The organism is Myxacorys sp. (assembly GCF_059501405.1).
Genome location: NZ_JCACCM010000110.1, coordinates 1 through 21,959, shown reverse-complemented (window position 1 = coordinate 21,959; position 21,959 = coordinate 1). Strand labels below are relative to the sequence as shown.

Sequence of the window (21,959 nt, the reverse complement as noted above, 5' to 3'; positions counted from 1 at the left end):
TCTACTCAAAGGCTGGTTGCCTGCGATGCTTCTGCATGACAATCATGCAGAGTTAAGTTCGGAGGTGGAAAGGGAATTAACGCCCGAACCCGTTTTGCTAAATTCAAAATCCTCGGCGTCGAAGTTTCTCGCGCCATTGCTGCAGTTCTGCGATCGTCCCCCTCAGTTCTGCCAGCTTTTCAGCCTGGTTAAACTGCTGATGTTCGATCGCGTCCAACCGAGAAAGCGGGGCATCGTCGGAACCCAACCCTAAATAGTTCTCGATCGCGGTCTCGACAATCTTTGATGCAGTGCTGTGGGTGCTTTCTGCCAGTCGAGCAATCTGCTGTTTGACTTCGAGCGAGACTCTAGCCGCGATCGTGGGCTTAGGATCGCTCATGCCTCATCCCCTAAGACTTTCGTGATTGCATAAGCACCCCGGCAAACTGACATCGGCAATGTGATTTGCCAGCTGACAACGCGATCGCCTTGCTTACCTTCGGTGATGGTCGCCTGACTGCCCGATCTCTTTTTGATTTGGCTTGCAACGCCCTGCTTGGTCGTATAGATCCGAACCTGATTAATCGAATAGTCGTAGGTAATTGAGGTTTCGTGCTCGTCGATCGTCATACGCTCTCACTTAATGTTTTCAAGGGTGTTCTGTTCAGTTTGGGCGAGTGTTTCAAGATCACCAGTTGCTCTAACATGCGCCTGCGATCGCTCTCTATGTATCGATAAATGGCTTTATGCGCTGCGAAAGCAGCTCGCCTACCGTGGGTTTTCAGTCGAACCCTAATATTCTGAGCTTGCCCGACATACAGAAGTTCGTTTTGGGCAACTACGGCATAAACACCTGAACAACACATGGGAATATCTACAAGCGTTTGAGCCTCCTTCCAGTCAGAGGGATTCGTCTCCTGTCGAGTGAAATGCCATTCCTGGATTAAGTCGAGGGCTTTTCGGTCAAACGTAGCGAAGTAACCAGAAGGTGCGCTCATTCACAAAGAACTTAAAACAATGTTTCAAGCTTGGTTTAGGATCGAGCAAGTAATCAACGCTAACAGTGCTTGCAGCGTTAACGATTCATAAGTCCGGCTTAATTGGCTACCTCAGTAAAACGCCTTAATTCTCCAAGCAATTTTTTATAGTTGTTAGTCCAAAACGTCCAACTTTAGGCCAGATAGTTTTACACAATTCCCGAAATGCCTTTCCTGTGTAGGTCTCAAAATCTTGGTTAACTGCGCATGTTGCAGAAGTCCAAAAAAATAGTCCAGGCTCAAAATTCCTGAAAACCTTATACACCAAGCGTTTTCAGGAATTTTGAGCCTGGACTAAAAGCTTTTTTAATTCTTGCGAGGGTGTCTTCCAAAGGGGAGAAGGCAAAACTTATCAATCGATAAAAATTCCCCAAAAAGAAATCCCTGAAGAATTTCTTTTTGGGGTTTGAGGAGCAACGGAACAGAAAGTACCGTTAAGTTACTAAATCAGCGTGTACCAGTTGAACCCTCTGGAACTTAAGAGCCTCAAACCCCTGCTATGCCGTTCCTAATAGCTGTGTCAAAGAACCTAGAGACTAATTGGTACGTCTCATTGAGACTGAAAAGTGCTTTCCGGAATGCTTACTATTAAAGCGTTTCAGCCTTAACGGTACTTTCTGTTCCGTTGCTCCTCAAACCCCATTATGTAGTCGATCTACAGTTAATTGCTGCTCTCAGGTGTAAACGGCATTCGGGGTGGGGCTGTTTTCCACATTAAGTCGATCTCCGCTGGTGTGAGTCCATATGCCTGATTGACCAGGTCAGAGAGGCGATGCTCTAGCCTGAGTGCTTCGGCTTTGCGGCTCTGAATGCCAGGAGCGTAGTCGTTGTAGATTGATTGCATGGCTTTGAGGTCAGAGGGTCTGAGTCCGATCGCCGTTTTGGGTCGGCGCTTCTGGACTTCCTGCACAAAGGCTGTTGCATCCAAGCTGGCGAAGTTTTCTAGCTTTTGCCCCGGTTTGTCGATGCTGTGTAAGGTCGCCAACCAGTTTAAGACTTCGCTATAGGCTTCCTGAGTGGTTTGGGTGAGTTCAATCAGGCGGCTGACCAGCGGTTCCACTTCAGCACGAATCGCATCGGTGGGAGGGGCGATCGGTAGAGTTGCAATAAATGAATCAATCAACCTCAAAGCCTCATCTTTTCCATGTGCTGCGTTTCGCCATATGTATGCCCACATTAAAGGTGAGTTGAGAACTGCTAGAAGGTATAAGTCTGTTATTGACCAGACATATGCAGTATTCAGGAGATACATTGGTTCCGTCTCGAGAGCAAATTGCGGATACCAAGCAATGTCTGTATGAATCAATTTAGGTTGTTCAAAAATTCTCCAATACTCGGTGCTGTCTTGAATTTCATACCACTTATACTTGCCTGATTTTCGTCCATTCCATTGACCGTTCTCATTGGTATCCCAATTTTTAGGGCAAGGTTCTAACCTTTCACGGTATTGGGTGAGAAAGTCTTTTATAGCAGGGTAAGCATCGATATCAGTTCCTCTACGGGTGAAAATGATCCATAAGTTCTGCCAGTCTGCTTTCCAGCGTTTGATGTTTTGACCCCGTAGACATGGTTTGATGAGATCCAAAGATTTAGGATCTGCTACAACAAGCCGCGTTTTTGTCTCATCATCAATCAAGAATGCTTCATTTAAGCCAGTTGTTACACCTCGGTATGGTTCAACCCCAGCAAAGTCTTTGAGTTTTGTTCCTACTTGCCTCATTTTTGCCATCAACTCATCAACGGCTGGAGGCTCCAAACTCCAGGCGTTTTCTGTAAACCGCGACCAGGGGATCTTGTACCCTTCCTGTCCCACATATTGCAACAGGTTGATGTCTACCAACTTCTCACGGGGCACAGGGCAAACCACCACCGAAGCCGAAGCCATTGGCTTCACTTGGGCCACAGGCTGCACTTGCGGCTTCCGGGCCACCACAATGCAGGGGAACGTATCGGCATCCTCAAAAATGGGGGCATGACCGAAATCAATAATTTGCTCCAGCACGCCGTTGTAGGCAAAGAAGCGGCGCAAGGGTTCGCCATAGCCCGATCGCAACCACTTATTCGTGACAATGTAGGACATCACCCCACCGCGCTTGAGAATCTTCAAACCTTTCTCATAGAAGTAGGTGTAGAGATCAGCCATACCATCATAGGCTTCGTAATGCTGCTGGAGGTAAGGCTTGATCGGTGACAGCAGTTCCTGACGCACGTAGGGCGGGTTGCCGATTGCCACATCAAACCCACCATCGTCAAACACCTGCGGAAAGCCAGTGTGCCAATCGAACGCCCGCTCTGCCACCTGTGGGTCAGTCACAATCGAGTTGCCCACCTTAATATTGTCATCCAGGTAAGTTAGTGCCTTGCCCCGCTCTGCCGTTTTCAGCCAGAGTGAGAGCTTGGTAATTTCGACCGACTCTGGCGACAGATCAACGCCATACAAATTATTGTTGAGAATCGTCTTGCTCAGATCGAACAGGCTGCGCTGACCGTCTTTTAAGCCTGCCAATGCCTGGTTAACGCGCTCATACTGCCGCAACAAATAGTCAAACGCTGCCACGAGAAACGCGCCCGAACCACAGGCCGGGTCAATCACGCGCATTTTGAGTAAAACGTCGTCCCGATACGCTTGCCAGAACTTGATCTCGCCCTCTCTCAGTTCACGGGTTGCCCGCAACGGTATGTACTCCAAGCCGCAATCATAGAGCAGCTCTTCTTCACGTCGGCGCAAGTAACTGCCCAGCGCCACTTCCACAATGTACTGCGTAATAAAGGCTGGGGTATAGAAGACCCCCTGCGTTTTGCGCTTACCCTTCTTCGGGTCGTAGAGCTGTCCGGCTGCCAGCGCCCGCAACTCCTCTAGGTCGCTGACGGACTGTTCAAAAATGTGCCCCAAAATATCGACCGACACTTCGGTATCAAAGTCGAAGCGAGTGAGCTTGTTCAAGCGAGTACACAGCAGATCGGCAAGCTGAAGTTGCTCATCCAGCAAGGGATCGAGCTTGAACAGTCCACCGTTGTAGCCAGCAATGGGCGGGTTGTCATTACCCTGATCCACCCAACGAAACACCGTTTTATAGTTGTCCCAAACGGAACGCGGGTTGTAGGGGTCTTTGTGGTCGTGGGCAGTGGCGATCGTCTTCGCTGGCAGCAGTCCCCGATCTTCGCAGAAGGCAATAAAGAGAATGCGATCGAGTACCTTTTGCGCCTTCTCAATTAAAACCGCCTCACGATTCTCGATGGCTGCGGGTGCGTTGGTGCGGAAGGCACTGGCAATGTCTAGCCGGACTTGCTTGTACTCCTGGTACAACTCCTTGGTAATCGCTTCCTGGACTTCGTTGGACTCCTGCAATAGGCGATCGATGCGAGACAAGGCGTGCGAGTCTGCTGCGGCTGGCAGAAAGTTCTGACGGCACAGAAGGAAGTAGAAGCGCTTAAACTGCTCCAGGTCTGCCAGGTCGGTCAATAAGAATTGCTCGTAGTAAGCAGGCGTTTTACTGGTCTGGTACAGCCGCAATTCGCGGTAGTTCGAGACAATGACCCACTTACAATTGGGCGTGTAGTTCGCATAGCGCCACCCCTGTTCGACGGCTGACTCTTTCCGTCCCGGTGCCGGACGATCCAGATCATTCTTTGCCCCTTTGAGTTCGATCGGTGCAATAATCCGCCCCTGAAGCTGAAGCGGTTTACCTTTTTTCTTCTCAGAAGCAGTGAACAGACCCAACGCCGCATCGGCAGACCCACCACCCGCAATGGTCTGTTCCGCACAAATCTCCCAGACGGAACCACCCTGCACCACAAAGCGGTAGCCCAAAACTTGCTGAAAAATGTCGTTGAGCCACTGTCCATGCAGCGTCACCTCCTTCATCGCGTCGAGCGTGCCTGTGTTCAGCGACGCAATCCACTGGCTTACAATCTGGTGGCGCATGGCGAGATCAGCCGGGAAAGTAAAGCTTCGCAGAGCCTGGTTCAGCGTCTTCTGGTGAAAAAGAATCTGGGAGTGAACGACTTGAGCAACGGGCATAAGAGGGGGCGATGAAGAGGTCATCCACTAGTGTCTACAGATTATGCTCAAGTGTCCAATCTGCTCTAAGGGTTTGAGGCTCTTAAGTTCCAGGGGGTTCAACTGGTACACGCTGATTTAGCAGCTTAACGGTACTTTCCGTTCCGTTGCTACTCAAACCCCTTTTTGGCCTGAAGAAATCTGGCGACGGGTCGAGTTCGACAATCTCAACTAAATCTCTGATCTCGATCGTTGCTTTTTCCCCTCGACTAACGAGGATCGTATTCAGCGCCTCAACAACTCGTCGAACCTTCGATCCTTTAATAGGCAATTCCTCAGACTTCCGCAACTTTGAAACCCCAGTCGGAGCTGTACGAAGTTCCTTCGCTAATTCAACTCCTTTAATTCGTTGAAGCCCTACAGGTGTCCCTGCAGCTAAAGGGCACCGATGCGGAACTAATCGAGATTTCGATCGTGCTCCTTTTCAAGATGGGTAGGGATGCCCATAAGAGTGAGGGTTGCATCGCAAAGCAGTTAGAGGTTTTCAATAGGCTCGAATGCTATCATTCACGGTTAGTTGTGACTTTCTACTTCTATTCGGACTTTCGATACTCCAGGCACTTCAAAAGGTGGGTCTGGATAGTCTAGACGAGTCAAACCTGATTTTCTTTGTAGCTCAATGGTTATAAGCCGTGAACAATTGGCGCGATCGTGTTTCTAACGAGCAATGTCACCGTCGAGCTAGCGGGCGAAAACACATCAATGCAGTTCGCAGTTTTCATCGGCAGATTCGGCAGCGCGAAGCGATCCAGCTTTATTGCGAATTGGTGCGAAACCGAGGATTGCTAAGCAATTGGGGTGTTCAGTCAGAAGTTGCACGACGGATGGGTTTAGCTCGGTCAACTGTGAGCCAGTATCTCAAACTGATCGCTTCTCTAACCCAGATTTGAAGTTGTGCCTATTTGAGCAGTTTGCGGACGTATGCGATCTCTTGTCCTTCTGTCATGTCAAAGCAAAAAAGCACCCAAGCCTTAGGGAAATTGTCCCCGACAAGCAGCCCGACGACCAATTCGCACTGAAGCTAATAGATCTTATTGAGTCCTTCCACCCACACTTATAGAACCCATTTGAGATCTAATCCTGAAACTACAAGCCTTGCAGCTAGCTGGTTTTCTCCATTTTCTGGCAGAAAACGGTTTTGCTAGGAAGGCGCTACCCTTGATCGCAGAGTAACAGCTTCCTTCAAAGCCAAGTATCACGGGAAAAGATCTCAAATGGGTTCTATACAAGTAGAACCCGATCGCGCCTTGCTCTAGCGCTTCGTTTCCCGTTTGGTGGGGTTGCTGCAAACACTATGCAGAGGGAAAACGAGATTTAAAGATTCCCTTATTCTGAGCCTGCAACTGCTGCTCAATCCATTTCTGATGAGTGGCAGGGTCGTTTCGATGCAAAGCCCAATGGATAACAAAATCCAAGTTGTAGCGAATCGTTCGGGAACTCCAGCAATGATAGTGAATTCCCTCAGTTAGCAGCCCATCTCTGCGGTACTCGCCCAATGTGTAGGCAGACATCCCGATCGCTTCCGCTGCTTTATGCTTGTTAACCAGCATACTTTTTATCCTTGCTCTAGCGCTTTGCTACCACGAGGGAAGCCTTGAACTGATCAGCCTTAAAAGAAGTCATCTTCAAGAAGTGATGGACTGTCCGATTCCTCTGCCGCGATCGTCTCCGGTTCTTTTGTCGTCGGCGCGATCGCAGCCAACCCCATCTTCCTGGCTCAGAAAGGTGATTGTTGCAGCCGCTCAAGAAGAACTTAGCGATCGCGGTTCGCTCTAAACCCTAAAGTTGATTGCGTCTACTAAAAAGCACCTCAACCATGTGATTGAGGTGCTTCGTCATTTGATAGGTCTTTTGCTATTACGAAAGCAACAGCAACGATTCAGCTCGAATATTAAAATTAAGCACTTAGGATTAGAGTGGCAACCACACAGATAGTGAAAAACGAATTAGATTTCGTATTCTTCTGTTGAAATGGCTGCTACTAGCTTTTGAAGATCAGCCTTCATCAGACTTTCAGATTCCTCTCTTAGGTTCGTATTAGTATCACTACACCCTTCGCGCTCCTGAAGATTGCTCTGATTATAAAATTCATCGCATTTCTGGATGATTTCATCCAGGTCATCGTCGATTAGAGCAAAATCAAGAATTTTTGCTAAGAGTGCTGCATCTACTTCTGTTAAAGAAGGAAGAGTTGCTATCCTGAAATACTCTTTTGCCAGAAGATCTCGCTGCTTAATTGTTAGCTTCGCTGTCTTTTGCCGTAGTGCTAATAGACCCCCAGTAGTTAAGAAATCAATCATTACTCCGCCTCCCAAACAATGTTTTACGCCTCCTCTAACGAACGGAAGCTAGGGATGGCAGCTTTGAAGCGGCCTTTCCATAAAGAGCCTAATCAAGGTTAAGAAAAGGCTCCTTATGCGTCATTGTCATTGCTCGTAAAGCCTCTTTAACCGATTCAAAGCCCGCTTGCCACGTTGTCGCGCTGTGGTTTCAGAAAGATTTTCTCCCTCAGCCTCAAAATCTTGTACTACTTCTTTCCAAGTTAAATCTTGGAGAATTCGTAGCGTTAGAATTTTTTGATCACTTGAGTCTAATTGACGAAAAGCGATTGCTATACGTGCATATTTCTCATCCGTATTCTCCTTTAACGCAAAATCGTCATAGCTGTCACCCAAATGGCGCTCGATAAACTCGAACTCACATGGCTGCTCTCTCTGATGCTTGCGACTTTTTTCCCGAATGATGTTGAAGCTCGTTGCCCGTAGCCAAGCAATGGGCTTTTCTACAGATTCTCCTGAGTTGAACAGCCTCCATCCACGTTCATAAGCTTCACTTAAAATAGCGGTTGGATCATAGTCTAGATTGAACTGCTTTAGCTTTGATTTAACAAAGCCTAAGAGGTTGCGATAGCCTTGAGACCCTTCAGTCGAAAGTCCATCGGTATAGAATTGATCAAATCGATGCTTGGCATCATCGATATCGATAGCACTAACAGTAAAACTATCCTGCATTAGAGAGACTCCTTACTCAGACATTTACCAAACCTCCTTTACCAATAGCGATTGCCTGTCATTTAGTTACCCAGATGCTTCCGTCATTTCAAAAAACTGTGAGAAATAGTAACTAGGCCAAGTAAAACGGCGCCCAGTAGTAAAAATTAGTCGGTTCTATTGCCATAGGGAATGTCCTCTTGTATGTAGTTTGAACTGCTTGGAAAGTAGGTTGGAAGATAACGGCGTTGTTATCTTGAGCTTTTCGCTTCCAACCTGCTTCCACCTAATAGTGCAAGAGCGATCGGGAATGTGACACCTAATCCAAAGTTTTTTTAGGGAATCTTTAAACCTTGCTTATTTCTTGCTCATTGCCACCTAATAGTTTTAGTCGGCATGGGCTGGGCTAAATCATAAAAAAGCCTGGTGGATACCACCAGGCGGAGGGAAGGCTACATTCTCACAATCTCTAATTATGTTGATTCCTAGAAGGACGACCATCGATAACTAATCGACCACCATCAACGCCAAACATCACATCAACACGTCCGGCGTAGTGCGAAAGAATGGCACAAGATCCTAACCCACCTAAGACAAGTCCAACAGTTACAGCAACGGTAACAAAAGTTTTTTCAATGCGAGTTTTTGAGGTCAAGCTGCTTATCTCCATTACGTCTGTTGTCAGTTAGTGATCGACAGAACGTTTTCGTTACACCTGTTGGAATTTCCCCTGCTTTGGCAGCAATAAGCAGTAAGTTGTTTGGAATTTCAATGTGATTCATGGTTGAATCTCCTAATATCTTTAAAGCGCGATCGTAGAGTGCAGCGCTGTAGCATTTTTTCTGTAGCATTCTAGCTGTAGCACTGTAGCAAATGGCTGTAGCATTTGTATCACCGTTGCTACAGCCCTGATACAAGCCGATTTTGCTACAGTGCTACAGTGCTACAAGGGTTAATTGCTATTACAAAAGAAGACTCCATCTACCTCATAGATTTCGCCTTCAAGCGTCATTAAGTCGAGAACTAGCTTAATATCATCGACGAGCATCTTACGCACGGGCGAGCGTGCTTTATTCGCCAAGTCGCGAGGTTTTGAACCGTCAGGATTAGCCAGCAAAAATCGTTTAACTTCCGAGCGGATTGCAAACTCATCACTGTCAGTTTCACTGCCTAGCGATCGTTCCGAATCATCAGCGCCAGAGTGGTAGAACTTTTCGACCGGTGATGCTGCATCTTCATTCATCAGCGCCTCTAACCGTTCCCGCCGTGATTCACCTGACGGCTTCGGCTCCGGTTGAGGATGAGGTACAGGAGCGATCAGAGCTGTCGGAACTGAGTAGAAAGGAACCGCGCCCCATCCGTTGATGGTTGAGTCGAAGAATGCTCGCTTAGTTAGCTGCAAGACCTCAGGAGATGGCTTACCGCTGAAAAAAGTTGAGCCGTTATCTAACAGACCTAAGTTGTCAGCACTCAGTAACAGGATGCGACGATAGACGTTTCTAACTCCCCCGGAAATTCCAAAGTCACCAGTGTTCGGAGACTGACTTACTAGCCACCCGTACTGCCGCCGAGATCGCCCCATTGAGCAAAGCGCATTGAATCCAGACATTAGCCCCGTGAACCATGATCCGGTTTTCTCCTTGACCGCTAGAGCCTCGTCAAAGATCAGGAGCTTTGGTGAGTTTGAGAATTGAAACTTAGAGATAAACTCGTCGATCGCTTCTTTAATCTTTTTCATTGAAGCGTCAGACGTGAATGGCTCGATTTTTACTGGCAAGTAGTGATCGACCGCTTGCCAGTACCAAGCTTCAGACGGATCAGCTTTAGGGTCAATCGCCCAAATTTCGATGTCAGGATGTAATCGCTTCACTGCTCTCGTTGCCATTGCGATCGTGACCCCTTTACCGCTTCCAGGTTGACCAACGATCAGAGTACTTTGGAGGTTGACCGCTAAGGATTCGGCAATATCTATTACTTCCGATTGCGGGACGCTATGAACAGTTCTAGCGCTCGGTCGTGCAGGCTGTACCTCTACTGCATTTAATCGGGTGTTCTCACCAACGGGTAACTGCCTTTGCACTTGCGATGGTTCCGACTGGTAGAGCGTGTCAAAGTTCATTGATTCAAAATCAGTCAGAATCTCCTTTGCGCCTGTTTCCATTGACATCTTTTCGCGAATCAGTTCCTCAAACAGTTGGACGATATCTTGCTTGGATACGTCGAAACCGGATAGCTGCCCATTTTGGGAATGCAGCGAGAATTGACCCATGAAGCTAAATACAAGCGAGTCATAGCACTCGACGATTACCTCTTTGGGCATTCCCCGCTTACCAAGTGCGTAAAGCAGTTTCAGCAACTCAGGGCACTCCTTCAAGATGAGGAACTCAGCTTCACGAGTGCTGTGTTCTTCTGCACTCCCCCGCGCTGAAACCACGTTGTAGATTCCGACCGCGAGAGGCGCGATTGCAGGGATGCCGATCCCTACCGTTGCCGCCAGCACAACCCCACCCGCGATGCCTAGAACGCCCAATCCATATCCCCACGTCTTTGCTCTGTCAGTCGCATGAGAATAGTCTTTCACCCACGGACGCAATGCCTGAGATGCTTCTACAGGTGACATGCCAAGCTCTAAGACCATGTGCCCGAATACGGTTTCTTCTTTGTCGGGAAAGGTCTTATCAATCGCGCTGCGACCATATTTTGATAGATTGCTCATGCCGTTCAACACTAATGAACTACTGAGAAGCTCCCAGGCGCGTAACCGTTTGGGAGCTTCGCTTTCACTACATATCGCTGTCAGCCTCTTGTCTCAGGCGGCGGCGTTGCAGGCGATATTTCTGCGATTCCCGTCCGGTCAATCGCGTCTGTTCTGCCCAATTGCCTAACGCTAGGGAGGCTTCAAACCCAAACACGGCGATTGCGGCCATGATGCAAGCGCCAATGCTGAGTGTTCCGGTCACTGTGAAGATCGGGAATGCCAGGAATGCCCCGACAAATTCCACGGCATAGAGCAAGTAGGACAACAGTTCAGAGCGTTTGTGCCCGCGATCGTGCGCCGTTCTTGCCCAATGCTTGGTCCGTTGCAGCATTGAAGGCTGGTCTTTGTGTTCTTTCGGGTCTACGAACCGTTGCAGTCCTAACTTGAAGGAAAGCTCATCAGCCACATCAGGCGCATATTTCGGCATCCTGGGAGCAATTTGAAGGTATTGAACTGCTGACGCAATCAGAGCAGAGAACGCGATCGCGGGCAGCCATCCGATACCACCAAGCAGGGGGACAAAAATCGGATTCAGCACTCGACTGTAGCCCGCGACTGAAACCGTTAGAGCCAGTCCTGCTCCTGCATACCCTAGAAACATCCAGGTATTCTTGTCGAGCGCCATGCGCTTGATGCCTGCAACCAAATCCCCGACGTAAGCAAGGGGTGAACCGTGTACGGCTTTTTCTTTGTTCTCGAACTCTTTGAACTGAGGGCGGTTAGAGTCAAACTCCTTATTTCCGGTACGAGTAGCAGGCGTTGATCTGGAAGTGTTGGGTTTCATTTGGTTTGACCTGGTAGTTGTAGTTTGCGGACGTTGAATAAGTAATCTCGAAGCTGTTCAGCAGGCACTTTGCGAATGTCGGTAATGCCTGAATCAGAGTTGATAGCGGTAAAGCCATTCACATCGCAAAGTGCCGTCCCAACGGGAAGCGTGCGCCCTTTCTCCCTCATGTTTTCTTCGTCGTAATAGACGGGTGCTCCGTCCACCATTGGGGTTTTAAGGCTCAGAACAATGCAGGTTTTGGCGCGTCGCATTGAGATTTCAATGTCCTTTGTGCTGGCATCTTCAATGTTCTGAATCACTGCTTTTTGAGCCTGCATCGTTTCACCGCCTTGGTAGAGAGAGGTCACGATCGGAACGAAAGACAGAGTTGCGGCAACCAGTCCCATGTATGGTCGAAGCTTAGGATTCATCGCCTCACCTCGGTTGGAACCTGAATCTGAAAAATGATGCCGCGATCGCGAATCCAGTAACCAGCAGTGAAAGCAATCACCACGAGAATTGTTGCCATTACTCCACCGATCGATGAGTCGTCATCTTTGTGGTAGTTGCTCATCGCGCGTAAATTCCTCGCTCAAGTTGAAGTGCTAGAAGTTGGATCAGCCTCATCGACGTTCCTTCGTCAGGATCTTCGTCGGCAAAGTGGTCTAGAAAAGTAATGACGTTCGGGCTTTTAGGTTCGCTGTAATGCCGATTTAGCGCCTGTTCCAACGTCCAACCCTCTCCGCCTGACTCGCGATCGATGGTGTCTAAGTGCTGCCAGTTGGCAAACAGCAAGAGGATATGAGTCTTGTCGGATGCCGATAGATGCTCCAAACCGTCTCCAAACTGGTCAGCAAGGGCGATCGGAGTTCCTCGCGTGAAGTGATAGCTAAGGCTTGTGTCAAGCTGCGACATAATTAGAAATCCTCAAAATGATTGTGTTTCGGTCGTTAAGAGGTGAAGGGTGCTGTGGTCTGCCAGGATTGAGCACCCTTTTAGATGGATTAGCGTTGCTCTGCTTGTCCTGGTGAATCTGAATCAAGTTTTTCTTGAACCTGCGCCATGTGTTGGAGCAATCGATCGATGTCTCTCTCAAATGGTTTGTAAGCTTCAGGACGATCGCAGAGAAGCTGAAAGATACGGGCGCTGGCGTTGGAAATTTCGTCTGAAATCATCGTTCTTTTCTCCACTGTGGTGACAATTTTGATTTAGGCAGAAGTGCCATTTAGCCTTTTTTCTGATGGTCAGAACAAGTCGCCTAAACCTTCTGTGGGGTCATTCAAGGCGCTTGTTGTGCTTTGTCCTGGTGCTGACTTAGAAAGGGCTTCAGCCTTGCAAATGGGCTGGCAAAAACCTCTTTTGTGGTCCAGAAGAATGACTGCAATAACGTCAGTCAACTCGGTCAACTCCAAGTCTGTGGCGACCGCTTCAACGTATTTCATTAGGTCGTTTTTGATGCTCACCCGATTCGTTTGAAACATTTCTAAGCAGCCTCCGAACTTAACTTCTGAGCGATCTTCTGAAGCCCACGAGCATTACTCCAAACCGGATCAAGAGCGATACTGTAGCCTTTCTGCGTCAATGCCTGATCGAGCATTGGAAGTTTGCATCCTCCCCCGATCGCTAGTCGGGAATCAGCGCCAGCAGTCCACTGACCGAGGAAACTTGTCACAGGCGCGAGTGCTTCGCCAATCCAGGCTCTAATCTCGGTTCGGTAGATGCCCTCAAAATTAAATGCGGTTGTGCCGTAGTTGAACGATCGGTTCTCAATGCCACGTCTAACTAAATGGCGATCGCCTTCTCTACCAGTCAGGAATCGCCTCATTTCAGTGTTGCGGCAAATCCTATCGATTAAGTTCTCAACACCCATCGGGAGAGTCTTACTGTCGATGCGCTTACCGCCAGCGCCGTAGACACTGCCGATCGTCGTCCCGTTGCCAACATCAAGAACAATTGTTGTCCCGTCGATCACAATATTTGAGCGATTTGCGACCAGAGCCGCGCTGCCTTCTGGAAGCACTTTGAGCACTTGAACGCGAACGATCGTAGAACTTGCATTCAGTCCTAGTTGAGCGATGTGTGTTCCTTGCAATGATTTTTTTAAGTCGTCTCCGAGAGTTTCTGCATCGTGGATGCTGCAGACCAAAGAGAGGTTGATTTCTTTGTACTCGGTTAACCCGGTTAACGCTGCCAGGAGAAGAGGCAAGGCAAACTGAGTTTTCCCGTCTGCCGAATCAGTAACACGTTTTGCACCTAGTGGAGAGTGTTCAACAGCGCTCAAGCCTCCGAGCCATTCGTTACCTGTTAGAGCGTAGCGATCGCCGCTTATGTACCGAACAAAGCCACGAGATGGAATGTCGGCAGGCGACTTTTGAAGGTCAAAAACGTAGCTAGGAATGTAGATTTCATGCCCGTTTGAAGCGATTTTGACGCCACCGTTGCCAATGTCCAACCCACAAACCAGCGTTAGGCAGTCGCCGCCAGAGCTTGCTAGAGGCTGTCTTTCAAGGTCGATCGCGTATGTCATTTTTGAATATTTCTCCTTTTGCGCTGCCAGCGATTGTCATGTCGAAGCGGTTGCTGGCGTTCTTAGGTAAGTTATAGCACAATTTGTAGCTGCTTGTAGCTATTTGTGTCAAAATTGGATCACCTAGACCTTAAACAGCTACAAATAAAGGATTTTAAGCCACATTATGTATCATGAATGTGACAACACACACAGCGAAGCCGTGAGCAAACGACTGCATGTAACCTTGCCCGACGGGGCTTACGGAAAGCTTGAGCGTCTAGCCGAATCAGAGGCTAGAGCTGTAGCAAATCTGGCGGCGTACCTTATTCAGAAAGCGCTGGACGAATTGGATGAGCAGGGGAGAATTCCTGCGGACAAAAGTAGTGCCAAGTAGGAGGCGGAATGCCCAAAAAATCACATTTAGAACGATCGCTCGAAACATTGGTGGATTTGTCTGAGATGAGCCGCAAATCGACCGCAGCAGGGTTTGACCGAATGACAGCGGCGATCGAGGCTCTCACGTTGAATGTGGGTCAAATGGCGTCGCAGCAGAGATACACCACGGCGAGCATAGACCGCCTGATTGAAGGGGTTACGCGACTAGAGGCTTCGGTTGAACGTCAAAACGCAGCGATCGACGGGCATCTAAGGTTGTCCGAAGCTCAAGCGGCAAATATTGCAGAATTGACCCGACTCGCAACCCGACTAATTGATCAGCGGACAGCTTAACGGTAGTTCAAACGATCGCTTTATATCGGCTGTGCTAATCTAAGTACATGAGACTGACGAGACTGCGTAAACACTATAAGTGTGGCTCTGCTAAACCTTTAGCGGAACATCTAGCGTTTCCTGTATCAATTAGAGACTCAAACAGTTCTAAACAGCAAACGCTCGATCTGGGATCTTCGCGACCGGATCGTTTTCGCTGTTTGTGGGTTAATTAAAAATCCGCAAAAAAATAAGGCTCCCCGGCAAGGGAACCTCGGTCGAAAAAAAAACTTCAGGCAGATTTCAAAAATGAATAATTTTGATTCTTACCCTTGTACTACTAGGGTAGGTCATCTAACAGGCAAGTGCAACTGTGCGGCCTGTACTACTATTATAGCCGACATTGAGGTTGATAATCATTCTCAAAACGACTTTCCACTATCCTCAAAGACCGAAACAGAGAAGGGTAAACCTTTAACGCTGGAAGATTTCGCGGCACAGATAGAAGACAAGTTTGTTAGAACGAGTTGTTTCGATCCTGAGTTCTTCAATGCTGCGATGCAGTTTGTAAGGGACACCGCGATCGATAATGCTGGCGATGTCACCTACCCGATCGCTGAAGCTCTGAATTGGAATGTCACTCGATTTGGTCGCAGACATAGAGAAAATCAGTTTGCGGTACTACTCAAACAGGAAACAGGGGGAACTTGGCAGTCCAAACTATCGCACCCATTCAAGGACTCAGACGGCAGGATTCAGAAGTACACAGCACCGAAGGGTGAGCCAGGCAGCCCAAAAGGAAGCAACGATCGCGCTTGGTTGCCGCCCGTCCCCCCCTCGATTCGGGAAAAGGTCGCAAAGCGCTATGGCGTAGATGTTCCGATGGACGGGCTTTTCTGGCCTTGGGTCGCTGAGCAGACAGAGTTAGAGATAGTCCTTACAGAGGGAGGGGGAAAGTCTGGAAGCGTCCTATGCGACGGAACGATTACGATCGCTCTCTACGGATGCAACAGCGGCAACTCACCAGACCTAGAGCCGTTTCTCAAAAAAGGTCGCAAGTTCATAATCGCCTTTGACCAAGACTCAGACCTCAAAACGCGACTCAAAGTTAACGCTGGAATTTGCGCCCTAGCAGTGCGAATTCTGAAGGCTGAAGGCTCGGTCAAAATTGCGTCTTGGAATCCTGAGAGCGGTAAGGGCATTGACGATCTGAGGTTCAACAAAGGGCATGAAGAAGCACGTCGAGCGATCGCTGATGCTGTCCCATTCCGAACCTGGAAAACCTCTTACCTTACAGAGCTAACTATCCCCGTCGATTACGAGATAACAGGGAAGCGGATTACAGACGCAGACATCGCGGCTATTCGTAGGAAGATGCCAAGTAACACTAAGCTGATCTACTTGCGAGCGCACAAAGGAGCAGGGAAGACTCGCGCCATGAGCCTATTGACGCAAGGGAAAACGAAACTCGTTCTAGGGCATCGGCTTCAGCTAATGGCGGAATTAGGGAGAGTCCTAGGAGTCCCGGATCTTCAATCACTGAAGAGAAAGGCGTACAAGGGCGGGGAAAGTTTCAGAGACACGATCGCCAAGCTTGAATCCCTCGCCCTTTGCGTGAACAGCTTCCACGAAGATACTGAGGCGAGCTTTAGTGCCGACGAATGGAAAGATGTTGATTTCATCGTCCTTGACGAGGTTGAGCAAGTGATTTGGCACTTGCTGGAAAGCGGAACGCTAAACGAAGGCAAGCGGGTGAAAGTAGCGAGAGAGTTCTTCAAACTTCTGCAGCATTGGGCGAGTCCTGAGAGCCACACGGTACTGATTGCAGCAGACGCAGATTTAAGCCTAGCGACAAGCTTCATTAGTGATGCCATTGGTGAAGTCCCAACGTTTACAGTTTCCAGCACCTACAAGAACGAGTCTTTTAACGTTATCGACTACCCAAACAAAGAGGTTTGGATCAAGTCCCTAATCTCGAAGGCTGGCGAGGGCAAGAAGCTCTTTATCACGTCTTCGGGACAGGCAAAGGAGTGTGAGTGCGGGACGATGGCTTTAGAGAGCCTCCTTAAAGGGAAGTTCCCCAAGCTCAGAATTTTAAGGATCGACAGCGTGACGTTAGAACTGGCTGATCATCCCGCATACGGTTGCATGAGCGATTTAGATAAAGTGCTGATTAATTACGACGTTGTGATTGTTTCGCCCTCCCTTGAGACAGGGATCTCGATCGACATCAGAGGACACTTCAATTATGTGTTTAGTTATGCAGGGGGAAACACGCCCGTAGCTAACACTCGGCAAACAATGAATCGACCTCGTGAGCCGATCGAGCGCCACTTGTTCGCGGTTGAAAATGGCTGTGCATGGGTTCCGGGTACAGGGAACTTGTGCAGTCCTAAGCAGATTCGCGAGTCGATCGATCAAATGCGGGACGCGAAGCTAAACCTGCTTCACATGAGCGAGCTTGAAGAGGGAAAGCTTTCACCCGATCTTTTTGAAGGATGTCTCGACACTTACGCGAGAATGGCGGCGAGACAGAACGCAGGCAACTACAAGCACCACGAATCCTTGATTGAAGGATTGAAGTCTGAAGGATGCAACATCATTCAGGCTGATGGCGACTGCGATCGTTCATCTATCAAACTAGAGCTAGAACAAAACAAAGAAGCTCTTTCAGAAGCGGAACTAATAGCAGCCGAAAACGCCCGTCAGTTAACGCCAGAAGAGTACGAGAAGATCAAAGGGAAAGTTAAGCGAGACGACGCTCAAAGGTTTGAGGCTATGCGTTACGAGATCTCTGCCAAATACGCGACTCAAGACGTGACAAAGCTTCTCGCAGGTAGAGACGGCTACGGATGGTACAAGCCGCTTAGATTGCATTTTTTCTTGACTGTGGGGCGAGAGCATCTGACGGCTAGAGATGCTAGAAAAGTTCGAGCAGAACTTAAGGACGGTCAAATCTTTGCGCCTGACCTCAACCGATGCACGATCGCGGACAAGATCGTGGCTCTGGAGAGGATCGGTTTCGCTGGCATCCTTTCCAGAATGGAGGGGGGGGAAGCAATCCCCGACAATGATCCTGCACTCGTAAAACTCAAGGAAACTTGCGATCTCTACTCGAAGGAGATCAAAAAAGTGCTAGGGGTCGATTTGAAGCCGTCAAATGCGCCACACACTATGCTAGGCAAGCTTTTAGACCTTGTAGGACTAACAAAATGGGAAACTTCGGTTAAACTCCCGTACCCGGAAATCGGGATAAATAGTTCTACTTCTCGCAAAATTCCGGGTACAGATTCCCAAAAGGTCAAAGCTTGGAAGCTCCCCAAACTAGATCAGCTTTTATCCCAGAAACAGAAAGACGCCAAAGGAACGAAAAAGGTTAATCAGTACACGGCATGGGCGATCGATGATGGCCGCGCCGAAGTCTTTGCCCGCTGGATGGCAGACGAAACCGAGAAAGCATTCTCTAGCACCGATGAAACGGCATCACGTCAAAACGTACCGGAGAATCAGCAGAACGAGGCAGAGGACGATCTAGCCTCATCTGAGGAGCAGTTGGCAGACTTGATCGAGATGTGGAGCTTAGCGATTGGGGATGTTGAGATTCAACAGTCTCTCATCAATTCTTGGCAGGCAGTGATCAGCGATCGCCACTTGGCTCAATTACCTGGTTACTTGGATCTCGTTCGTAGTTGCAATATTGGACCCGACAAAATGACAGGGATTGGTTATGAGGGCTGCGATCTCTCGCCTATTAGTCTATGAAAATGGCACTTTGCAAAACTTGAATTATGAGGGATGTAGGAAGCCTTTGAATCACGTGTGCTTTATGCATACATGGGCTTTACACACGTGATTGTACAGCAGGTGTCAAGCTCTCTAGGTGTAAAGTCCCTGCTTAAGTCAAGCGACTGTGAAATACCAGAGTGAGGATACGCCGCGAAAGCGCTTGACGGTTAGTGAAACCGCTAAGCTTTTAGGCTACTCCGGGGGCTTTGGGTAATTTGTGCTTCTACCCATAAAGAAACAGTAGAATTGTTTTGATAATTTCTTTTGTTTCGAATATTGCGATTAAATGATTGTGTGTGTATAGTAGAAGACGAGGGAAAACAAAATTGCAAAATATGCTTGCTTTTGTAATTGAGAATCAGCCAATTTTAGATGTCTTCTGTTAGGTCAGCCCTGGCACGAAGCCTAGTAGAGCTAAATCTCCGTTTTAATTTCCTTGAAAACATAAATTCCACTGCTTCAGTAGTAAAACACTGTGAAAGCAGTTACTTAAAGGTGCAAGGCTATGTCCAAGATTCATAATGCTCCGATTACTATTAATCCTCAAGCAGGTGAAATGGATGCGCTTCAACATCTTGAGCGTCTTGTTACGGATGGGAGTTCCTATCCTAAGCTAGTGGGTTCTGATGGGAAAGAAATTCCCTTGACCGACTCTATTTACCAAGCTTTGCATCAGGTTGTTAAAGCTTTGGCTGCAGGGCAAGCAATTTCCTTAGTTCCGACTGAAAGGGAGTTGAGCACTCAGGAAGCTGCTGATTTACTGAATGTTTCTCGTCCTTATCTTGTGAAGATTCTGGAGCAAGGCGTGATTCCCTTCACAACGGTTGGTAAACACCGTCGCGTTAAATCACAAGATTTAATGATGTATAAAGAGTCACGAGATGCTCAACGTCGTCAAGCGCGCAAAGTACTAATAGAATTTATGGAGGAAGAAGGTCTATATGACTAAGATGGGGGAATTGTTGCTTCTCAAGCTTAGCTGTGACCTCTTTATCTGTTCTTCTAGATGCATGTGTCCTATTTCCCTTTCGTCTATGTGATGCCTTGCTACTTTTAGCAGAGAAGGAATTGTATAGAGTCCATTTCTCTCAACAAATTCTGGATGAGGCCACTCGTAACCGCGTGAAACGCGGGAAGATGACAGAAAAGCAAGCAAAAGTATTTCAACAGCGAATAATTGAATATTTTCCAGACGCTTTGGTGGACGTTCCACCGGGCTTAGCGGACGTGATGACTAACCATGAAGGGGATCGTCACGTCCTTGCTGCTGCTGTAGTTGCAAAGGTTGATTTGATTGTTACGTCGAATTTAAAGCATTTTCCAGCAACATCTTTAGTGCCTTGGAACATAGAGGTTCAACACCCTGATGATTTTCTGAACAACTTATGCGATTTGCATGGAGATGAAATTCTTTACAGCTGCATTGAAGAGTTAGTCGTGCCATACAAAAAACCCCCAATGACCGCTCTAGATCTTCTAAAACGTTTTGAAGAAGAACGTCCTAAATTTGTCGCGCGGATTATGATGTATCGATATGGCGAAGTCGTTACATCCGTAGCACGAAAATATCGGCAAATAATGGCTGGGACCAATGACCTCTGCTATACGGGACAGTACTACCAGATTTGTGATGGGAACGGCACTCTTACGGTTACTGAAAAAGAAACATATCGAGAAGTAATTCGAGCTAGCAGTGAACAAATGTCAGGAAATATTCTGACTAAAGATGTCGAAATGTTCATAAAGGCTGCCAAAGAGATAGAAAACGCGCCAGCAAAAGAAGCACTTAAGTCTTAGAAAAACTGCAACAACTCAATCGTCTCAGTTATGGACTAATTTCCAGTTATTGATGTTGTAATGCACTGTCGGACCCAAAGCCTAAGTACTGCGCGATCGCTGGCTCTACAATCTCCACAAAACACCTCAACCTCTATCCCTGCTTCTTTTTCATCCATCGGTGATGAAATTCCGCGCGTTGCATCCTGCGCAAACTGCGCAAACTCGCTTGATCGCGTCCTCTATCGGTGCCTCTACAAACTCCACAAATTGCCGCGATCTCGCCCTATTGTTGGCTGTGCAAATTGTGCAAACCGCCGCGATCTCTCTCCCTGTCTAATTTCCCTCAAAGCTGAGGAAAAGTCAGCTCAGGCTAAAACAACACCCTGGAAAGCTCACGGCGCACTCGATCACCGTTTTGTGTTCTCGTGGTCAGAAATCGTTTACCTGGTTCCGCCTCAATCTTTTGGAAAATAGAGCTTTGCCGTCCCTGATTTTTTCTCTTGCGTCCAAGTAATTCCGGTCATCTGCTCCAAATAAGCCTCCAAAGAATCGAAGCCAGCAGCGGCTGCATTCCGCTTCAGATTGCGCCAGCTCAGCCCATAGAAATCGCACAGGGCGGTCTGGCTCAACCCCTCGGCCGCATTGGGAGGCAGAACCCCATAATCCTTTAGTGCAACTTTCCCAGTCGTCGATTGACGCTGTTCGACAATGGATCGTACTGCCTCGCCTTCCGTTGAATGGCTGTCTAACGCCTGTTTAACATTTGTTTTACGTTCTGTTCTACGATCGTTAGACAGTCGTTTAACACTTGCCTCACCTTCTGTTAAACGACTGTCTAACGCTTGTCTAACAACGCCCTCCAATACTGTTAAACGCTCGTCTAACACTGTCAAACGATCGTGCTCTGGTTCCGGCTCCGGTTGCGCCAGCCCCAGGCGGAGCAATTCGATGATGATGTCCGTCCTGGTCCTTCCTTCTGTGGCGCGATCGTCGATTTGCTTTAGTAGGTCGGTCGGAATTCTGATGCCAACGATCGGGGAAGCCATGATGTTGAACATGTGTTAAACGATGTTAAACAGTGTCGCACGATCGCGCTCTTCAGTCCTTCAGTTGACAGAGGACTTAGAAGCCTCGACGCCGTAATCTCTAAGGGTTGATTCCCCGCAGCTCTGCTGCGCCCGTCCAATACAGCGTCAACGGTGCTATTGAGCGGAATCGAGCTGCGAAGCGTGCGAGTGGAGCGAAGTGATACTCCGTCCGCTTGCGGCGGAGACGTTCATTCACTGCTGGCTATATAAATTTCAATTAGTTGTAGAAATTTTTAAACCCAAAAAATTTCTTTGGAATATCAAATGTTTTGATATCGTTGTGCGAAAAGTAAGATGTTTGTCCCTTCCGCACCTCAGAAAAGATTTAGAAATGACAGATTCAGAATCGACAAAATGCGTGGATGCTAGAGCAACAGAAACTAGGCTCCAAAAAGAGTATGACTTAGCCAAGCAGTCTTACACTGAAACAGTGAGTGCTTTCAAAGATTGCACAACCGCTCGCACAGCCGCTGCTGGCGTAGCAGCGACAGCAGCGGCG

24 protein-coding genes are annotated in these 21,959 nt (G+C 48.1%); 7 read left to right on the top strand and 17 right to left on the bottom strand.

Annotated elements, in window-relative coordinates; all coding sequences use genetic code 11:
• Positions 1-103: 103 nt before the first annotated feature.
• From AC5I6P_RS14420 to AC5I6P_RS14405, 4 genes are all read right to left on the bottom strand, one after another.
• Positions 104-379, bottom strand: a complete 276-nt coding sequence (locus tag AC5I6P_RS14420; RefSeq protein ID WP_495694468.1) for a hypothetical protein — start codon at positions 377-379, stop codon at positions 104-106.
• Positions 376-609 carry a hypothetical protein gene (locus AC5I6P_RS14415; protein ID WP_495694467.1) on the bottom strand — a complete coding sequence of 78 codons (234 nt, stop codon included), beginning with the start codon at positions 607-609 and terminating at the stop codon, positions 376-378. Before AC5I6P_RS14415 ends, AC5I6P_RS14420 begins: the two co-directional genes overlap by 4 nt.
• Positions 606-977: a GIY-YIG nuclease family protein gene (locus AC5I6P_RS14410; protein ID WP_495694466.1), complete on the bottom strand. Its 372-nt coding sequence runs from the start codon at positions 975-977 to the stop codon at positions 606-608. The genes AC5I6P_RS14415 and AC5I6P_RS14410 overlap by 4 nt, the downstream gene beginning before the upstream one ends.
• A gap of 700 nt (positions 978-1,677) precedes the next feature.
• Positions 1,678-5,037, bottom strand: coding sequence for an Eco57I restriction-modification methylase domain-containing protein (locus AC5I6P_RS14405; RefSeq protein WP_495694465.1), 3,360 nt, complete (start codon positions 5,035-5,037; stop codon positions 1,678-1,680).
• Between the two features lie 671 nt (positions 5,038-5,708).
• On the opposite strand from AC5I6P_RS14405, the gene AC5I6P_RS14400 reads away from it, so the two are divergent.
• Positions 5,709-5,966 (top strand): hypothetical protein, encoded by a 258-nt coding sequence (locus AC5I6P_RS14400; RefSeq protein WP_495694464.1) that lies wholly within the window; start codon positions 5,709-5,711, stop codon positions 5,964-5,966.
• Between the two features lie 402 nt (positions 5,967-6,368).
• Here AC5I6P_RS14400 and AC5I6P_RS14395 read toward each other — a convergent pair whose 3' ends face one another.
• Complete coding sequence (locus tag AC5I6P_RS14395; protein WP_495694463.1) at positions 6,369-6,626, bottom strand: hypothetical protein; 258 nt, start codon at positions 6,624-6,626, stop codon at positions 6,369-6,371.
• An 85-nt stretch (positions 6,627-6,711) separates the two neighbouring features.
• On the opposite strand from AC5I6P_RS14395, the gene AC5I6P_RS14390 reads away from it, so the two are divergent.
• Entirely contained in the window at positions 6,712-6,852 is a 141-nt protein-coding gene (locus AC5I6P_RS14390; RefSeq protein ID WP_495694462.1) for a hypothetical protein, read from the top strand.
• Between the two features lie 170 nt (positions 6,853-7,022).
• Here AC5I6P_RS14390 and AC5I6P_RS14385 read toward each other — a convergent pair whose 3' ends face one another.
• From AC5I6P_RS14385 to AC5I6P_RS14335, 11 genes are all read right to left on the bottom strand, one after another.
• A complete protein-coding gene (locus AC5I6P_RS14385) occupies positions 7,023-7,376 on the bottom strand; it encodes a hypothetical protein (protein WP_495694461.1) in 354 nt (117 codons plus the stop codon).
• A gap of 126 nt (positions 7,377-7,502) precedes the next feature.
• Positions 7,503-8,087: an RNA polymerase sigma factor gene (locus tag AC5I6P_RS14380; RefSeq protein ID WP_495694460.1), complete on the bottom strand. Its 585-nt coding sequence runs from the start codon at positions 8,085-8,087 to the stop codon at positions 7,503-7,505.
• A gap of 448 nt (positions 8,088-8,535) precedes the next feature.
• Positions 8,536-8,721: a hypothetical protein gene (locus AC5I6P_RS14375; protein ID WP_495694459.1), complete on the bottom strand. Its 186-nt coding sequence runs from the start codon at positions 8,719-8,721 to the stop codon at positions 8,536-8,538.
• Between the two features lie 297 nt (positions 8,722-9,018).
• Positions 9,019-10,782, bottom strand: coding sequence for an ATP-binding protein (locus tag AC5I6P_RS14370; RefSeq protein ID WP_495694458.1), 1,764 nt, complete (start codon positions 10,780-10,782; stop codon positions 9,019-9,021).
• A gap of 67 nt (positions 10,783-10,849) precedes the next feature.
• A complete protein-coding gene (locus AC5I6P_RS14365) occupies positions 10,850-11,608 on the bottom strand; it encodes a hypothetical protein (RefSeq protein ID WP_495694457.1) in 759 nt (252 codons plus the stop codon).
• Positions 11,605-12,021 (bottom strand): hypothetical protein, encoded by a 417-nt coding sequence (locus AC5I6P_RS14360; protein WP_495694456.1) that lies wholly within the window; start codon positions 12,019-12,021, stop codon positions 11,605-11,607. The genes AC5I6P_RS14365 and AC5I6P_RS14360 overlap by 4 nt, the downstream gene beginning before the upstream one ends.
• The gene (locus tag AC5I6P_RS14355; RefSeq protein ID WP_495694455.1) at positions 12,018-12,164 is read right to left on the bottom strand and encodes a hypothetical protein; all 147 of its coding nucleotides are present in this window, start codon (positions 12,162-12,164) and stop codon (positions 12,018-12,020) included. The genes AC5I6P_RS14360 and AC5I6P_RS14355 overlap by 4 nt, the downstream gene beginning before the upstream one ends.
• Positions 12,161-12,505 (bottom strand): hypothetical protein, encoded by a 345-nt coding sequence (locus AC5I6P_RS14350; protein WP_495694454.1) that lies wholly within the window; start codon positions 12,503-12,505, stop codon positions 12,161-12,163. Before AC5I6P_RS14350 ends, AC5I6P_RS14355 begins: the two co-directional genes overlap by 4 nt.
• Positions 12,506-12,594: 89 nt before the next feature.
• On the bottom strand, positions 12,595-12,765 hold the full coding sequence (locus AC5I6P_RS14345) for a hypothetical protein (RefSeq protein ID WP_495694453.1): 171 nt from the start codon (positions 12,763-12,765) through the stop codon (positions 12,595-12,597).
• Between the two features lie 69 nt (positions 12,766-12,834).
• The gene (locus AC5I6P_RS14340) at positions 12,835-13,071 is read right to left on the bottom strand and encodes a hypothetical protein (RefSeq protein ID WP_495694452.1); all 237 of its coding nucleotides are present in this window, start codon (positions 13,069-13,071) and stop codon (positions 12,835-12,837) included.
• Positions 13,072-13,073: 2 nt separating this feature from the next.
• On the bottom strand, positions 13,074-14,117 hold the full coding sequence (locus AC5I6P_RS14335) for a ParM/StbA family protein (RefSeq protein ID WP_495694451.1): 1,044 nt from the start codon (positions 14,115-14,117) through the stop codon (positions 13,074-13,076).
• 202 nt (positions 14,118-14,319) lie between these two features.
• Here AC5I6P_RS14335 and AC5I6P_RS14330 point away from each other — a divergent pair, with 202 nt between their 5' ends.
• The 5 genes from AC5I6P_RS14330 (at position 14,320) to AC5I6P_RS14310 (ending at position 20,390) form a co-directional block, all read left to right on the top strand.
• A complete protein-coding gene (locus tag AC5I6P_RS14330) occupies positions 14,320-14,493 on the top strand; it encodes a ribbon-helix-helix domain-containing protein (protein ID WP_495694450.1) in 174 nt (57 codons plus the stop codon).
• Positions 14,494-14,501: 8 nt separating this feature from the next.
• A complete protein-coding gene (locus AC5I6P_RS14325) occupies positions 14,502-14,828 on the top strand; it encodes a hypothetical protein (RefSeq protein WP_495694449.1) in 327 nt (108 codons plus the stop codon).
• 537 nt (positions 14,829-15,365) lie between these two features.
• Positions 15,366-18,569 carry a plasmid replication protein, CyRepA1 family gene (locus AC5I6P_RS14320; RefSeq protein WP_495694448.1) on the top strand — a complete coding sequence of 1,068 codons (3,204 nt, stop codon included), beginning with the start codon at positions 15,366-15,368 and terminating at the stop codon, positions 18,567-18,569.
• 529 nt (positions 18,570-19,098) lie between these two features.
• Entirely contained in the window at positions 19,099-19,542 is a 444-nt protein-coding gene (locus AC5I6P_RS14315) for a helix-turn-helix domain-containing protein (RefSeq protein ID WP_495694447.1), read from the top strand.
• 32 nt (positions 19,543-19,574) lie between these two features.
• Complete coding sequence (locus AC5I6P_RS14310; protein ID WP_495694446.1) at positions 19,575-20,390, top strand: VapC50 family PIN domain-containing toxin; 816 nt, start codon at positions 19,575-19,577, stop codon at positions 20,388-20,390.
• 437 nt (positions 20,391-20,827) lie between these two features.
• Here the strand turns inward: AC5I6P_RS14310 and AC5I6P_RS14305 are convergent, their stop codons facing one another.
• Entirely contained in the window at positions 20,828-21,418 is a 591-nt protein-coding gene (locus tag AC5I6P_RS14305; protein WP_495694445.1) for a ribbon-helix-helix domain-containing protein, read from the bottom strand.
• Positions 21,419-21,959: the final 541 nt, after the last annotated feature.